The organism is Microbacterium sp. NPDC090007 (assembly GCF_044748345.1).
In the GTDB taxonomy this organism is placed as follows: Bacteria; Actinomycetota; Actinomycetes; order Actinomycetales; family Microbacteriaceae; genus Microbacterium.
Genome location: NZ_JBIVFV010000001.1, coordinates 1,459,008 through 1,472,736 on the forward strand (window position 1 = coordinate 1,459,008; position 13,729 = coordinate 1,472,736).

General features: G+C 70.7%; 21 protein-coding genes, 1 tRNA gene and 1 riboswitch. Of the genes, 17 read left to right on the plus strand and 5 right to left on the minus strand.

Annotated features, from left to right (window positions below):
• The first annotated feature begins 69 nt into the window (after positions 1-69).
• The 4 genes from trmB (at position 70) to ACIPVB_RS06805 (ending at position 3,650) form a co-directional block, all read left to right on the plus strand.
• Positions 70-792, plus strand: a complete 723-nt coding sequence (gene trmB, locus ACIPVB_RS06790) for a tRNA (guanosine(46)-N7)-methyltransferase TrmB (protein ID WP_400367754.1) — start codon at positions 70-72, stop codon at positions 790-792.
• Entirely contained in the window at positions 789-1,649 is an 861-nt protein-coding gene (locus tag ACIPVB_RS06795) for a CPBP family intramembrane glutamic endopeptidase (protein ID WP_400367755.1), read from the plus strand. The genes trmB and ACIPVB_RS06795 overlap by 4 nt, the downstream gene beginning before the upstream one ends.
• 155 nt (positions 1,650-1,804) lie before the next feature.
• Positions 1,805-1,869, plus strand: a riboswitch (guanidine-III (ykkC-III) riboswitch).
• 10 nt (positions 1,870-1,879) lie between these two features.
• The gene (locus ACIPVB_RS06800) at positions 1,880-2,203 is read left to right on the plus strand and encodes a DMT family transporter (protein WP_400367756.1); all 324 of its coding nucleotides are present in this window, start codon (positions 1,880-1,882) and stop codon (positions 2,201-2,203) included.
• A gap of 130 nt (positions 2,204-2,333) precedes the next feature.
• Positions 2,334-3,650: a hypothetical protein gene (locus tag ACIPVB_RS06805; RefSeq protein WP_400367757.1), complete on the plus strand. Its 1,317-nt coding sequence runs from the start codon at positions 2,334-2,336 to the stop codon at positions 3,648-3,650.
• A 102-nt stretch (positions 3,651-3,752) separates the two neighbouring features.
• Here ACIPVB_RS06805 and ACIPVB_RS06810 read toward each other — a convergent pair whose 3' ends face one another.
• Positions 3,753-3,974: a hypothetical protein gene (locus ACIPVB_RS06810; RefSeq protein WP_400367758.1), complete on the minus strand. Its 222-nt coding sequence runs from the start codon at positions 3,972-3,974 to the stop codon at positions 3,753-3,755.
• 115 nt (positions 3,975-4,089) lie between these two features.
• Between ACIPVB_RS06810 and ACIPVB_RS06815 the strand changes: the two genes are divergently transcribed.
• From ACIPVB_RS06815 to ACIPVB_RS06835, 5 genes are all read left to right on the plus strand, one after another.
• Positions 4,090-5,289, plus strand: a complete 1,200-nt coding sequence (locus ACIPVB_RS06815) for an ATP-binding protein (RefSeq protein WP_400367759.1) — start codon at positions 4,090-4,092, stop codon at positions 5,287-5,289.
• A 150-nt stretch (positions 5,290-5,439) separates the two neighbouring features.
• Positions 5,440-5,943 carry an SRPBCC family protein gene (locus ACIPVB_RS06820; protein WP_400367760.1) on the plus strand — a complete coding sequence of 168 codons (504 nt, stop codon included), beginning with the start codon at positions 5,440-5,442 and terminating at the stop codon, positions 5,941-5,943.
• A complete protein-coding gene (locus tag ACIPVB_RS06825) occupies positions 5,940-7,421 on the plus strand; it encodes a phytoene desaturase family protein (protein WP_400367761.1) in 1,482 nt (493 codons plus the stop codon). Before ACIPVB_RS06820 ends, ACIPVB_RS06825 begins: the two co-directional genes overlap by 4 nt.
• Before the next feature lie 2 nt (positions 7,422-7,423).
• Positions 7,424-8,248: a DNA-formamidopyrimidine glycosylase family protein gene (locus ACIPVB_RS06830; RefSeq protein WP_400367762.1), complete on the plus strand. Its 825-nt coding sequence runs from the start codon at positions 7,424-7,426 to the stop codon at positions 8,246-8,248.
• Positions 8,249-8,257: 9 nt separating this feature from the next.
• Positions 8,258-9,328: a spore photoproduct lyase family protein gene (locus tag ACIPVB_RS06835; protein WP_400367763.1), complete on the plus strand. Its 1,071-nt coding sequence runs from the start codon at positions 8,258-8,260 to the stop codon at positions 9,326-9,328.
• 51 nt (positions 9,329-9,379) lie between these two features.
• Here the strand turns inward: ACIPVB_RS06835 and ACIPVB_RS06840 are convergent, their stop codons facing one another.
• The 3 genes from ACIPVB_RS06840 to ACIPVB_RS06850 all read right to left on the minus strand — a co-directional run bounded on the left by ACIPVB_RS06840 (position 9,380) and on the right by ACIPVB_RS06850 (position 10,424).
• Positions 9,380-9,532 (minus strand): hypothetical protein, encoded by a 153-nt coding sequence (locus ACIPVB_RS06840; RefSeq protein WP_400367764.1) that lies wholly within the window; start codon positions 9,530-9,532, stop codon positions 9,380-9,382.
• Positions 9,533-9,703: 171 nt separating this feature from the next.
• The gene (locus ACIPVB_RS06845; RefSeq protein WP_400367765.1) at positions 9,704-10,027 is read right to left on the minus strand and encodes a hypothetical protein; all 324 of its coding nucleotides are present in this window, start codon (positions 10,025-10,027) and stop codon (positions 9,704-9,706) included.
• A 13-nt stretch (positions 10,028-10,040) separates the two neighbouring features.
• On the minus strand, positions 10,041-10,424 hold the full coding sequence (locus tag ACIPVB_RS06850; RefSeq protein ID WP_400367766.1) for a hypothetical protein: 384 nt from the start codon (positions 10,422-10,424) through the stop codon (positions 10,041-10,043).
• 115 nt (positions 10,425-10,539) lie between these two features.
• Between ACIPVB_RS06850 and ACIPVB_RS06855 the strand changes: the two genes are divergently transcribed.
• The 7 genes from ACIPVB_RS06855 to ACIPVB_RS06885 all read left to right on the plus strand — a co-directional run bounded on the left by ACIPVB_RS06855 (position 10,540) and on the right by ACIPVB_RS06885 (position 13,089).
• Positions 10,540-11,109 carry a MarR family winged helix-turn-helix transcriptional regulator gene (locus ACIPVB_RS06855; protein WP_400367767.1) on the plus strand — a complete coding sequence of 190 codons (570 nt, stop codon included), beginning with the start codon at positions 10,540-10,542 and terminating at the stop codon, positions 11,107-11,109.
• Entirely contained in the window at positions 11,106-11,285 is a 180-nt protein-coding gene (locus ACIPVB_RS06860; RefSeq protein WP_400367768.1) for a hypothetical protein, read from the plus strand. Before ACIPVB_RS06855 ends, ACIPVB_RS06860 begins: the two co-directional genes overlap by 4 nt.
• Before the next feature lie 69 nt (positions 11,286-11,354).
• Positions 11,355-11,708, plus strand: a complete 354-nt coding sequence (locus tag ACIPVB_RS06865; RefSeq protein ID WP_400367769.1) for a hypothetical protein — start codon at positions 11,355-11,357, stop codon at positions 11,706-11,708.
• Positions 11,709-11,832: 124 nt separating this feature from the next.
• A complete protein-coding gene (locus ACIPVB_RS06870; protein WP_400367770.1) occupies positions 11,833-12,150 on the plus strand; it encodes a hypothetical protein in 318 nt (105 codons plus the stop codon).
• A gap of 84 nt (positions 12,151-12,234) precedes the next feature.
• Positions 12,235-12,684 carry a hypothetical protein gene (locus ACIPVB_RS06875; protein WP_400367771.1) on the plus strand — a complete coding sequence of 150 codons (450 nt, stop codon included), beginning with the start codon at positions 12,235-12,237 and terminating at the stop codon, positions 12,682-12,684.
• Positions 12,685-12,767: 83 nt separating this feature from the next.
• Entirely contained in the window at positions 12,768-12,941 is a 174-nt protein-coding gene (locus ACIPVB_RS06880; RefSeq protein ID WP_400367772.1) for a hypothetical protein, read from the plus strand.
• 75 nt (positions 12,942-13,016) lie between these two features.
• Positions 13,017-13,089: transfer RNA gene (locus tag ACIPVB_RS06885), tRNA-Arg, on the plus strand.
• A 65-nt stretch (positions 13,090-13,154) separates the two neighbouring features.
• On the opposite strand, the gene ACIPVB_RS06890 is transcribed toward ACIPVB_RS06885, so the two are convergent.
• Positions 13,155-13,361: a DUF2188 domain-containing protein gene (locus ACIPVB_RS06890; protein WP_400367773.1), complete on the minus strand. Its 207-nt coding sequence runs from the start codon at positions 13,359-13,361 to the stop codon at positions 13,155-13,157.
• Between the two features lie 111 nt (positions 13,362-13,472).
• Here ACIPVB_RS06890 and ACIPVB_RS06895 point away from each other — a divergent pair, with 111 nt between their 5' ends.
• A complete protein-coding gene (locus ACIPVB_RS06895; protein WP_400367774.1) occupies positions 13,473-13,727 on the plus strand; it encodes a DUF6458 family protein in 255 nt (84 codons plus the stop codon).
• Positions 13,728-13,729 lie beyond the last annotated feature (2 nt).

Consider the following 13,729-nt stretch of genomic DNA (forward strand, 5'->3'; position numbering starts at 1 on the left):
AAATTCGTCGCTTCTACGGCGGGGGAGCGACAGACTCTGGCGAGTGACGCGGCGGATAGCCTGGGAGGCATGGATGCCGCCCCCGTGTTCCGCGACAAACCGGTGTCGTTCGTGCGCCGCAGCGGCCGCATGTCCGAGGCCCAGGACCGGGCATGGGCCGAACTCTCGCCGTTCTATCTGCTGCCCGTCGAGCGCGCCGCCGCCGCCACCAGCGTCAAGGTCGGAACCGCCGTCGACCCCGCGCGGGTGTACGGCCGGTCGGCCCGTCTGGTCGTCGAGATCGGCTCGGGTCAGGGGCATCAGATCGTCTCGGCCGCCGCCGCCGATCCCGACACCGACTTCCTCGCCGTCGAGGTGTTCACGGCGGGGCTGGCCCGCACGATGCTGGATGCCGACCGCGAGGGCGTGAAGAACCTGCGTCTGGTCGAGGCCAACGCCCCCGAGGCGCTCGAGCACCTGCTGCCGGCGGGGAGCGTCGACGAGCTGTGGGTCTTCTTCCCCGATCCGTGGCACAAGAACAAGCACACCAAGCGCCGGCTCGTCGCCCCCGATTTCGCGCGCATCGCGTCGCAGGCGCTGCGCCCCGGCGGCATCCTGCGTCTGGCCACCGACTGGCAGGACTACGCCGACCAGATGCGCGACGTCCTCGACGAGGCGCCCTCCTTCTCTCGTGCGTTCCCGGGGGAGTGGGCGCCGCGCTTCGAGGGGCGCGTGCTCACCGCCTTCGAGCGCAAGGGTCTGCGGGTCGGCCGTGACATCCGCGATCTGACCTACACGCGGGTCTCGCCGTGAGCGCGCACACCGCGGTGCCGGTGCGCGAACGTTCTTCGTGGACGCTCAAGCTCGTCCCGGCCCTCGCGGTCTGCCTCGCCGCGCCGGTGCTGTTCGTGGCGCAGATCGTCTGGCTGGGGTGGCTGCTTCTCGCGGTCGCCGTGGCATCCGGTGTCCTCGTGGACCGCCGCAACGGGGTGCCCCTCGTCCGCGGGAGCGAGCCGAGCATCGCCCGCGACGTCTCGCTCGTCGCGATCGGCCAGTTCATCGTCAGCCTGATCCCGCTGCAGGCCGAGCTCGACGACGCCGCGTTCGTGCGTTTCACCCTCGCCCTCGGTGGGGCGGTCGTCGTCCCCTACGTCGTTTCGCGCTTCGTGTACCGCGATTACGCGATCCGTTTCCCGTGGCGCGGCGGCGGCCGCTGGACCTGGTGGCAGTGGGCGTGGCTGGCCGGGGTGATCGTGCTGGGGTATCTGATCCTGCCGTTCTACTTCATCACCTCGGGTGTCTACACGAACTGGCCCGCGGTGACGACGCCCGACCTCATCGCCCGCCTGTTCGTGGGCGTCGGGGCGGTCGGCATCTGGGACGAGCTCTTCTTCATCTGCACGGTCTTCGTGCTGCTGCGCCGGCACTTCCCCGACCTGACGGCGAATCTGCTCCAGGCGATCGTCTTCGTGTCGTTCCTGTGGGAGCTGGGCTATCAGGCGTGGGGACCGCTGCTGACGATCCCGTTCGCGATCGTGCAGGGCTTCCTGTTCCTCAAAACCCGTTCGCTCTGGTACGTCGTGACGGTGCACCTGCTGTTCGACGCCGTGGTCTTCGGGGTGCTCGTGCACGCGCACAACCCCGGCGCGGCATCCATCTTCCTGATCTGATCCCGGATGCCGCCTCCTCGGCGGCCTGCTCGACAAACGCCCGTGCTGGCGAGACACGCCGCGCGTGAGCGTGTCTCGAGAGAGGTGCCGTTTATCGAGGGCGTGGGAGCGGATCGGCTGCACGGGCAGTGCCCAGGAGCGCTCGCTACGCTGGAGGTCGGACGCCCCCCGCGTCCCCGGACGAGGGATCAGTACCCGGACTGCGACAAGACTGGCCAGGGAGCACCGCCATGTCATGGATCGTCCTCATCGTCTCGGGCGTCCTCGAAGCCGTGTGGGCCACCGCCCTCGGCCGTTCCGAGGGGTTCACCAAGCTCTGGCCGAGCGTCGTCTTCGGTGTCGCCCTCATCGCCTCGATGGGCGGCCTGGCGTACGCGATGCGCGAGATCCCGACGGGCACGGCGTATGCCGTCTGGGTCGGGATCGGCGCTGCCCTGACCGTCGTGGTGGCGATGATCTCGGGCGCCGAGGCGATCTCGGCGGTGAAGATCCTGCTCATCCTCGGACTCGTGGGATGCGTCGTCGGCCTGAAGATCGTGGGCGACGCCCACTGATCAGGGGAATACTCGCGAAGTCAACCGGATGGAACGCTCGGTTTCGTCCGGTACGATCTGCCCCAACTGCACCTGTCCGGGCCAGACACCGTCGTCACTCGCCCACGTCTTCCCCTGTGAAAGGTTCCGAGTGAGCGCACCGCCGAGCGAGCTTGTCACCCCGACGCAACCGTCGAGGGTGATCGGGCGTCCCCCGCGACGTCTCGACCGTCTCCGTGACTCCCGCGTCGGACGGGCCCTGCGTCAATACGGCGCCGACGTCCTGCGTGCGCCCGAGGGCGTCGTCCCGATCGAGCGGGGCGCCTTCGTCCGCGTGCTCACGCTGTGGGCCGTCGCGCGCGTGGTCAACTTCGGCCTGCTGTGGGGCTTCTACTCGATCGCGAAGGCGGCGCGCTGGGGCTTCGGCCCCGACAGCGAGCGCCTCGGCACCTTCTTCGACTACCTGACGGGCTGGGACGCCGACCGCTACGGTCAGATCGCGGCCCAGGGGTACCCGATGTCGCTGCCGATGAACGTCTCCGGCGACATCCTCCCCAACAACTGGGCCTTCCTCCCGGTGTTCCCGACCCTCGTCCGCGTGCTCTCGGGGGCGACCGGTCTGGGCTGGCAGCCGATCGCGATCCTGCTCAGCCTGGGTGCGAGCCTCGGTGCGACCTGGCTGCTGTTCGTCCTCTTGCGCACCGTCACCGCGCCGCAGCCGGCGTGGTGGGGTGTGGTCTTCTTCTCGTTCGCCCCGATGTCGTTCCTGTTCGTCATCGGCTACAGCGAGGGCCTGTTCATGCTGCTGATGTTCGCGGGCATGCTGCTGGCCATCAAGCGACGCTATCTCTGGATCCTGCCGGTCGGGCTCGTCACCGCGTACACGCGGCCGGGCGTCCTGGCACTCGGGCTCGCCCTGGGCATCGTCTTCCTCGTCCGGTTCTTCCGTCGCCGGGTCGACCCGTTCCCGGTGCGCGAGTGGGCCTCGCTCATGGCCTCGGGCCTGACGATCGCGATCGCGGGTCTGTCGTGGAACCACATCGCGCAGTACGTCACGGGGACGCACAACGCCTACATCCGCACCGAGCTCGGCTGGTGGCTCGACTACGTCGGCAACGACGAGTTCACCCCCTTCACGCCGTGGTTCCGTCAGGCGTCCACTCATCTCGGCGTCGTGGGCGTCATCCTCGTCATCGCTCTCATCGTGGGCTTCCTCGCCCTGATGTGGTCGCGTCCCGTCCGCAAGCTGGGCCTCATGGTCGTCACCTACGGCTTCAGCTACGGCGTCTACATCCTCGCCGTGTTCCTCCCGCAGCAGAGCACGTTCCGCCTGCTGATGCCGATGGCGCCCCTTCTGGGTGACGAACGGTGGTCGTCGACGCCGCGGCGACGGGTGGCGATCCTCACGGGGTGCATCGTCCTCCAGCTCGCGGCGATCCTCCTGCTGTGGACCCGCGGAAACCCGTGACCCCGGTCTGAGACCCGAGAGGGCGGTGCCGATCGGCACCGCCCTCTCGTGTCTCCGCGTTCAGTCGGGTCTGCCGCCGGGGTCGACGGCGTCGATCATGTCCTATTCGACGGCGTTGTCGGCATCCATCTCCGCGGAGCCGACGGCGTCGCCCTCGTCGCGGGCGAAGGCACCGGCTCCGTCGTCGTGCGTCGACGCGGGCCCGGACTGCGTCTCGGGCGTGAGCGGGACGGTGGGTTCGGCGGGGGTCGGCGCCGTCGGCTCCGACGGAGTGGGGGCGCTGGGTTCGGCGGGGGGTCCGGGAAGGGGGGTCGGTGTGCTCATGGGCCGACTCTGCGCGTCGCGGCCAGGGTGCGCGAGCCCCTTCCCGATCCGGCCATGACGGTGTAGCCGCCGCGCGCTAGGCTCATCGGCGGAGCAGACGACCGCAGGGGGAGATGTGTCGACCGCACACGACGTGACCAGGCGCGAGGCGATCGCCCAGTACCGGCTCGTCGGCGAGCCCCCCGAGCCCGATCTGCAGGGACTGGTCGAACTCGCCGCGACCGTGTGCGGGGTGCCGACGGCGGTGATCAACATCATCGACGACCGTCTGCAGCACCAGGTCGCGGCGGTCGGCATCCAGGCGGCCACGTGCGCGCGCGAGGATTCGATGTGCGCCGCGGTCATCGCGAGGCCGGGACGCGTCGTCGTGCCGGACGCCCGCCTGGACCCCCGTTTCGCCCGGAACGCATTCGTCACGGGTGAGATCGCGTTCACGCGCTTCTACGCCTCGAGTCCGCTCATCACCCCCGCCGGGGTGGCGATCGGCACGCTGTGCGTCTTCGACACCGAGGTCGGCGATCTCTCGGATGCCAGCAGCCGCGCCCTCGATCTGCTCGCCCACCAGGTGATCGACGTCCTCGAGCTGCGGCGTGTGCAGCGCGACCTCGTCGAATCCAACGCGCAGCTCGAGAGCTTCGCGGCCCAGGTCAGTCACGATCTGCGCAACCCCCTCACCGCGCTCTCGGGGTTCCTCGAGCTGGCCTCGGACAGTCCCGAGATGGCCGCGGCGCCCCGCGCGGCCCGGTCTCTCGCGCGCGCGGAGGCCGCGGCCGGTCGGATGACGGCGATGGTCACCGACCTGCTCGATTTCGCCCGGATGGGGGGCACACGGCCGCACCTCGGCGAGGTCGACGTGGCCGAGACGGTCGACGCCGTGCTCGAGGACCTCGACGGCGCGGTCGTCCAGACGGGGGCGACGGTGACGGTGGATGCCGAGACCTTCGTCCGCGCGGACGACACCCTGCTGCGGGTGGTGCTGCAGAACCTCATCGCCAACGCGGTGAAATTCACCGTCGCCGCCGAGAAGGTCCCGGTCGTCCGCGTGGGTGTGGAGGCGCTGCCCGACGGGTGGCGCATCACCGTCGACGACAACGGCGACGTCATCGACCCGACGATGCGCGAGCGCGTGTTCGAGCCGTTGCAGCGCAATCACGGTGCGGACGTGCCGGGGCTCGGGATCGGGCTGGCGACGTGTCGACGCATCGTCGACGCGCATGGCGGATCGATGGGCCTCGACGCCTCACCGGCGGGGGGCACGCGCGCGTGGTTCGTCCTGCCGGCGCAGAGGGCCGAGCGGGGCGTTGCCGCGGCCTGAGCGGCGCGTCGCGGACGGTCGGTCGATACCGGGACGCGGGCCGGGGCGCAACCTCCGCGGCCGGTGTCGGTGGGGGACCGTAGCGTGGGCGGTGTCGGGGCGGCTTCTCGCGGCATCCATCCGCAGCGCCTCGACGGGGAGGATCGGCGCATGGCCCGCAACGTCCGCCTGATGCACTGCACCGCCGACGACGTCTTCCGCGTGCTCGCGAACGGCTGGCTCTACCCGCTGTGGGTGGTGGGCACCTCGCGCATCCGCGACGTGGCAGAGGACTGGCCCGCCGAAGGGGCGACGCTGCACCACTCGTTCGGGCCGTGGCCCCTCGTGACGAACGATCGAACGGTGATGCGCGTGTGGGATCCGCCGCACCGCGTGGTGCTGGAGCCGCACGGCGGCCCGATCGGGGTCGCGCGGGTCGCGATCGACGTCAAGCCCCGCGGCGACGCGTGCGTCGTACGCCTTCAGGAAGAGCCGATGACCGGACCGACCAGAATCCTGCCCGACACCGTCTTCGACGCCGTCACGCGGTGGCGCAACGCCGAGACCCTGCACCGTCTCGCCCTCCTCGCCGAGGGCGGGGCGCCCGGGGTCGGTGGCGCTGGGGCCGCGGTCGGCGGCGCTCCGCCCGCCGAGAAGGAGTTCCCGCGGCCATGAGCGAGAGCTACGACGCGATCATCGTCGGCTCCGGTCCGAACGGCTTGGCGGCGGCGGTGACGCTCGCGCGCGCCGGCCTGGCGGTCGCGGTGTACGAGCGGTCCGCGCAGTTCGGCGGCGCCGCGTCGACGGCCGAGGTGACGCTCCCCGGCTTCCGTCACGATCTCGGATCGGCCGTCCACCCGCTCGCGCTCGAGTCCTGGTTCTTCCGTGAGTTCGGCCTGGAGCGACGGGTGCCGTTCGTCGTGCCCGAGGTCTCGTACGCGCACCCGCTCGACGGCGGTCGCGCCGGTCTGGCCTGGCGCGATCTCTCCCGTGCGGCCGATGGGCTCGGCGTCGACGGACCCGCGTACGAGCGACTCATGCGACCGCTCGTGACGCACCTGCGCGGCGTCGCGGACTTCACCGGCAACGCCCTCCTGCGCGTGCCGGGCGATCCGCTCGCCGCCGTGTTCTTCGGGCTGCGCGCCCTCGAGCAGGGCGGACCGTGGTGGAACGCGCGGTTCCGCGACGAGGTCGCCCCGAGCATGATCACCGGGGTCTCGGCGCACACGATCCTGCACCAACCGAGTCTCGCGGCGGGGGGCGCCGGCCTTGTGCTCGCCACCTACGGCCACGGCCGCGGGTGGCCGATCCCCGTGGGCGGCAGTCAGTCCATCGCCGACGCGATGGTCGACGACATCCGCGCGCACGGCGGCGTCCTGCACGCGGGCGTCGAGGTCACCTCGCTCGACGAACTGCCCCCCGCTCGCGCGGTGCTGCTGGACACCACCCCGCGCACCCTCGTGCGTCTGGCGGGGGAGCGGATGCCGGCGGCCTACCGTCGCGCTCTGGAACGCTTCCGTTACGGCGGCGGCGTCGCCAAGGTCGACTTCGCGCTGTCCGAGCCGGTGCCGTGGCAGAACCCCGACGTGGCGCGGTCGGGCACGATCCACCTCGGCGGAACCCGCGCCGAGATCGCGGCGGCCGAGAACGCGGTCAATCACGGGCACCTGCCCGACGCCCCGTACGTGCTGGCCGCCCAGCCGACGCTGTTCGACCCCACCCGTGCTCCCGAGGGCGGCCACGTGCTGTGGGCGTACACGCACGTCCCCTCGGGCAGCACCGCCGACCGCGAGGAGGCGGTCGTGCGACAGATCGAGCGTTTCGCCCCGGGCTTCCGCGACACGGTGCGGGCGTCGTCGTCGCGCACCGCCGTCGACATCGCCGGATGGAACCCCAACTTCCCCGGGGGTGACATCTCGGCCGGGGCGCCCACCCTCGCCCAGCTGCTGGGCCGCCCCGTCTACCGTCCCGACCCGTGGCGCACGCCGATGCGGGGGGTGTACCTGTGCTCGTCCTCGACGAGTCCGGGGCCGGGTGTGCACGGCCTCGCCGGGTGGCACGCCGCGCTCAGCGCCCTGCGTCACGAATTCGGGACGCGCCTGCGGCCCGACCTCGCACCGCGCGACGACCGACGCGTCGCCGCGGCCCGCTGATCGTGCCCGAGGGTGACAGCGTCTTCCGCCTGCGCCAGCGGCTCGACGCCGCCACCCGGGGCGCCCGCGTGGTCGACGGCGAGCTGCGCTCGGGCAACGCGGCGGGTCGTCGCCTCGGCGGGGCGACCATCACCTCGTACGACACCCACGGCAAGCACCTGCTGACCCGCTTCGACGACGGTTCCACCCTGCACACCCACCTGCGCATGCAGGGCAGGTGGACGATCACCGGTCCGGGGCGGCGGTTGCCGACGGCGGTGCGCGATCAAGCGCGCGTGCGAATGTCGCTCGAGGACGGTCGCGAGGTGTGGGGCCTGGACCTGCCGGTGGTCGAATTGCTGCCGACCCGTCGCGAGGCCGACGCGATCGGGTATCTCGGACCGGACCCGCTGCGCGAGGACTGGGACGCCGCAGAGGCGGTGCGCCGGTTGTCGCAGCAGCCGGATCGTCCGTTCGTCGCGGCGCTGCTGGACCAGACGCGCCTGGCGGGGCTCGGCAACCTGTGGGTCAACGAACTGGCGTTCCTGCGCGGCATCCATCCCTTCGCGCCGCTCGGGACCACCGACCTCGAGGCGCTGGTCGCGCTGGCCGCGAGATGCCTGCGCGTCTCGGCGACCGTGCCGGGGATGTACCAGGTGACGACGGGGGACCGCCGTAAGGGCTTCGCGCATTGGGTCGCCGGGCGCGCCGGTCGACCGTGCCTGCGCTGCGGAACCCGTGTGCGGGTGCGGGACGAGGTGGCGAACGATCCCGAACAGCGGCGGACGTGGTGGTGTCCGCGGTGCCAACCGCACCCGTCCGCCTCCGATGTCGGAGCCCCGGTGTAGAACGGGACGATGCCCGTCGAACGAGAGAACCTCCTGCGCGTGACCCGCATCTACGCCGAGGATGCAGCACTGGAGCTCGAGCGCGGGCGCGAGATCGTCGCGCGGTGGCCCGAGGCCCGGATCGTCCCGGTCGCCTCGCACTGGCAGATCCCCGAGGTGCACGGCGACGAGACGAACGTCGGCCGGTGGGTGCGGATCAAGACCGAGGCCCTCGTCCTGGGGGTCAAGAAGAGTGTGACGACCCGCGTGAACGGGCGCTCGGCCGACTTCATCGCCCCGTCGCTGTCCAACGGCTGCGCCATGGCCTGCGCGTACTGCTACGTCCCTCGTCGCAAGGGGTACAGCAACCCCATCACGGTGTTCGCCAACATCGACCAGATCACTCGCCACCTCGCCCGCCACGTGGCGGCGCGCGGGCCCAAGACCGAGGCCAATCAGTGCGATCCCGAGGCCTGGGTCTACGACATCGGCGAGAACGGCGACTGCTCGGTCGACGCGATGATCAGCGAGAACGTCCGCGACGTGTGCGACCTGTTCCGCATGCTGCCGACGGCCAAGGCGTCGTTCGCCACCAAGTTCGTCAACCGCGATCTGCTCGACTGGGATCCCGCGGGGCGGACCCGCATCCGCTTCTCTCTCATGCCGGCCGGCACCGCGCGCGTGACCGACCTGCGCACCTCGCCGATGGCCGAACGCATCGCCGCGATCAACGATTTCGTCGACGCCGGCTACGAGGTGCACGTCAATTTCTCACCGGTCATCCTCACCCCGACGTGGATGCGCGACTGGGCCGAGCTGTTCGACCAGCTCGACGCCGCCCTGCACCCGCGCGCGAAGGCGCAGCTCGCGTGCGAGGTGATCTTCCTCACGCACAACGAAGGGCTGCACGAGGTCAACCTGGGGTGGCATCCGCGGGGAGAAGAACTGTTGTGGACCCCCGCGACGCAAGAAGAGAAGCGATCGCAGAACGGGGCGGTCAACGTGAGGTACCGGCATCCGCTCAAGGCGCAGAGCGTGGCGGCCCTCACCGACCTGATCGCACAGAAGCTCCCGTACTGCCGGGTTCGCTACGCGTTCTGACGACGCCCCGAAACCGCACGACCCCGGGGCGGTGAGCGCCCGGGGTCGGAGTCAGCTGATCTCGCCGGTGGGGGAGTCCTCGGTCGTCGCCGCGTCGTCGGCGTCGTGCTGCGCGGAGGCGCCCTCCTCGGGCGATTCGCTCCCCGCCCCGGAGCTGTCATCGTCCGGCGTGGCGCGGTCTTCGTGTCCGTCGTTATTCGTCATGGGGTTCCCTTCGTCCCGGTGGGTGGCGACGTTTCCACGGCGCATGGCGCGTGTCCAGGGGGTCGACGCGAGGTCACAGCGGCGTGATGCCGTGCCGCGCGGCGAACTCGGCCGTCGCGGCCTCCTCGAACGCGTCGGCGTCGTCGCGCAGGTCGCCGTCCGCGGCGCCGTTCACAGGTACGGCGCCAGGGCGCCGGCGGTGAGGGCGAACGCCATGGCCGTGCCGCCGATCGCGGTGGCGGTGACGATCGCGGCGCGCTCGAAGCGGGCACGGCGGTGGACGTTCACGGGGTGCACGGTGCTGCGCAACGACGCCTTGGCGGCGTCGAGCGCGTCGAAGCGTCCGATCGGGACGCCGTGGGCGTCGCGCGAGACGTACCCGCCGGTGACGGCGTCCACGCATCCGAAGTACTCGCCGCCGCGGTGTGCGACCCAGAACCCCGTGTCGACCTCGGCCCACAGGACCCGCACGGAGGTGAGGGGGGTGGTCGTCATCGTGCCCTCCATGTCAGGCGGCGACCGAGAGCGGGCGGCGACGCGCGGTCGGGGCCGTCGCGGCGCGCGCGGGGGTGCGGGGTGCCGCGTCGGCGGCGGGGATCTCGGCCTCGAGGTCGACGACGAGCCCGGCCGAGGAATTGGCCAGGTCGGCCATGTTCTTCAGCGTCGCGGCGTTGAGCGACTCGGGCTCGGCGGAGTCGAAGACGAAGCGCAGGGGGATCGCCGGCTGCAGCCACAGGGTGGAGCGGCCGGGGGTGCCGTCCACGTGCGTCCAGCTGAGGGTGAAGCTCTCGGAGCGGCGGAGCTTGGTGGTGGCCACGACCTTGAGGTGGGAGAGAAGACGGTCGGGGATGGTGATCGAGTCGGCAGACGTGCCGTAGAACAAGTGGCCCATGAGGAACTCCCTTCGGAAGCGATTAGCTGCGTGTAGAACATACTCGCTTAGTAACTAGTTTGTCTAACTATTATTTGTGATGTAGTGTTCGGGGACGAGCGGGAAGGAGTGAGCCATGACAGACGTCGAAACCACGTCCCGCGAGCGAACACCCGCGGGGCCCGACGACGAGACCACCTATTGGTACGGCGACGCGCCGGGCGATCGGCGGCGCCGCAGCAAGGCGGTGCTCGAGGCGCTGCGCATCTACCGCGCCGCCGAGGTCGCCATGCGTCGCCGCACCCGCGACTCGATGTCGATGGGCGAGAACGAGCTGCTGGTTCTGCGCTATCTGCTGCGCGACACGTCGCGGCGCGTGCGCCCGGGCGAGCTGACCCGCTACCTCGGACTCTCCACCGCATCGACCACGGCAATCCTCGACCGTCTCGAGCGCTCCGGCCACATCGTGCGCAGCGCCAACCCTGACGATCGCCGCAGCATCTTCATCGAATCCACTCCCCGTGCCGACGCCGAGGTGCGTCAGACGCTCGGCAACATGCACGATCGCATGCTCGCGGCCGTCATCGACATGTCGCCGGAGGAGTCCGCCGCCGTCGTGGCCTTCCTGCACCGTATGAGCGACGCGGTCGACGGCGTCGCCGTGGAGTCGTCGGCGACCGACACCGCGGAGATCGAGTCCCCGTGATCTACGTGCTCGTCGGCGGCCCGCGCGACGGACAGCACGTGGACGACCTGCCTCGCGGTTATCGCCTGTCTCTCGGCGACCCCCAGCCAGAACCCTTCGGGGAGTTCGACACGATCCGTGCGGTCTGGTTCGAGCTCGACGAGGCCATGTTGCGTTCGGTGCAACGGCGCGACTGACCCCTATCCCACGGGCCGCGGCGGAGCAACCCGCCTGCGTCCGTGCTGCTGCTCGCGCAGGGTGGAACCATGCGATGCGTGACCTATGCCGGCGAAACCGTGATGACCACCGACGATGTCGCGGCATCCCTGGTCGAATTGACGGCGGCGGTGGCGAAAGAGGGGCAGGCCGAGGCCGTGCAGATCCCGATCGTCACCGGCGACAAGAGGGTCGCGCAGGCTGAACTCGTCATCGGCGTCGGCAACGACGTGCTGTCGGCCCCGATGGAATGGAACGACGAAGAGCCCGATTTCTCGCGCGCCGCCGAGGAGCTCAAGGGTCACCGCCTGTTCCCCCGCGCGCACCTGCGCGCGGTGGAGAGGGATCGGGATGCCGACGACGAGCCGATCGATTGGGACTTCGACCAGCCGACCCGGGGCTGAGACGTCACCTGCCGTTCACCCGGGATCATCCTCTCGGAGGATGCGGTGGGGGCGTTTCTGGACGAGCATGACGGTGAGCCCGCCGGACCGTGCGGGTCGTCGCCCGCCTCCGGAGTGGAGAGTCATGACGTCCGACCATCTCGGTGATCACCCCACCACCGGCGTCCCGTCCGCGGACGTCGCCGACCCGCGTGAGCGGCAACGCGCGTGGATCCGCCTAGCCCAGGCGCGCCTGGCGGCGTTCGTCCGCAGCTCGGCGGGCGAGGTCGATCAGGCCACGCGCGAGGCGGAGTCGGCGCTGCGCGACGCGGTGTCGTCGGGGACGGGGATCGAGGTCCTCTCCGCCGAGCTCGAGGTGAGCCCGCGCGCGCTGCGCGCCATCGTCGACGGTTCCGTGCCCTTGCGCAGCCTGCACCCCGACGGCGGCCTGCGTCCCGCCTGACGAGGTCCCGCGCGGGGCCGCCGGAGCCGATCGGCGCGCGCGGGGTTACGCTCGACGCGGACGTGCGTGGCGAGGAGGCGGCGGATGAGCGAGCGCAGATTCGAGTGGGGCGGACTCAGTGCCGACCGCGCCGACTACGTCACCGCCGCCGAGGCCCTCGCGATGCTCGAGGTGCTCGTGGTGGCACAGGCGGACCTCGCCGTCACCACGGAGCTGCGCGACGGCGCCGCGTGGGCGCGTTTCGTGCGAGGGGATCGCTGGGCCCTGGTGTCCACGCCCGGGTCGCGGTGGTTCTCGGTCGAGACCGACACCGGTCATCGCATGCAGCTGGTAGACGCGTCGTCGTCGAAGGACCAGAGCGCGCAGCTGCTCGCCGTCTACGTCGACGTGGCCGAGGCGTACGTGCGCGGCGACGCCTCTCCCATGCCCGGCCGAGGATTCGGGGGGTCGATCGTCACGGTCGACGTCGACGGGCGTGTCGTGATGCTCCGGATGCCGTTCACCCGCCGCGTCCGCGCGATGTTCCACCGATAAGCCCGACCGGCGCGGCGGGTCAAGCCGGTGTCCAGTGGCGGGGGCGGTTTGCGAGGCTGGAACCCCGCGACGAGAGGAACACCATGAGCGACGAGCGCAGCGCGCCGACCTCGGACGAGGCCGGTGACCTCGGCGACGACCCCACGGTCAAGCCCAGCCAGGAGAACGACGTCGACGAAGAGGCCAAGGCCCCCTCGAAGGACGACCCGAACGCCGACCACCAGGCGACCGGGATCGGCGTCATCGGCGACGAGTGACGCCGCACGCGGCGGGGTGCGAACCCCGCCGCGGGTCGGGTCGGCGCGCCACGCGGTGCTAACCTGAGTGTGCCCGCCTTCGTAGCTCAGGGGATAGAGCGTTGGTTTCCGGTACCAAAGGTCGCAGGTTCGATTCCTGTCGAGGGCACATCGCACGACGAAGCGCCGCCCGTTCCCGGGCGGCGCTTCGTCGTTCCGGCTGCGATCGGGGCGTCACTCCTCGTCGGTGACGGCACCCGTGGACTCGGCGTCCTGGACGAGGTGGCGCGAACCGAGATCGTCCGCGAGGGCCCGGCCCTGATCGACCGCCTCCTCGCGGCTCGAGAAGCTCGCCGACAGCTCGGGGCGGCCTTCGACCGCGTTCTCCCACTGGCCACGGTTGGATCGCGTCGTCACGTCGTTCTGCGTCATGGCATCCATGTCACACCCGACCGTCTCGACCGCCACGGGTCTTGACAGGCGTTGTCAAGACCATCAGCGGTTCCGGTGGGGGGTTGGGATGCTGTACCCACCTTCGAAAGGGGTTACATCATGAGCATCGGAGCCGGAATCGCGCTGTTCGTCATCGGCGCCATCCTCGCGTTCGCGGTCAATCTGCCGAACGAGTACGTCAGCCTCAGCATGATCGGCTACATCATGATGGGAGCCGGTGTCGTCGTGTTCCTCATCGGCGTGGTGATGCTGGTACGTCGTCGCCAAACCGATACGGTCACCCGCACCGAAGGAGCAGGGGGAGCCCAGGTCACCCGCTCGACCACGCGCTCCTCGAACGACGACCTCGTCTGACG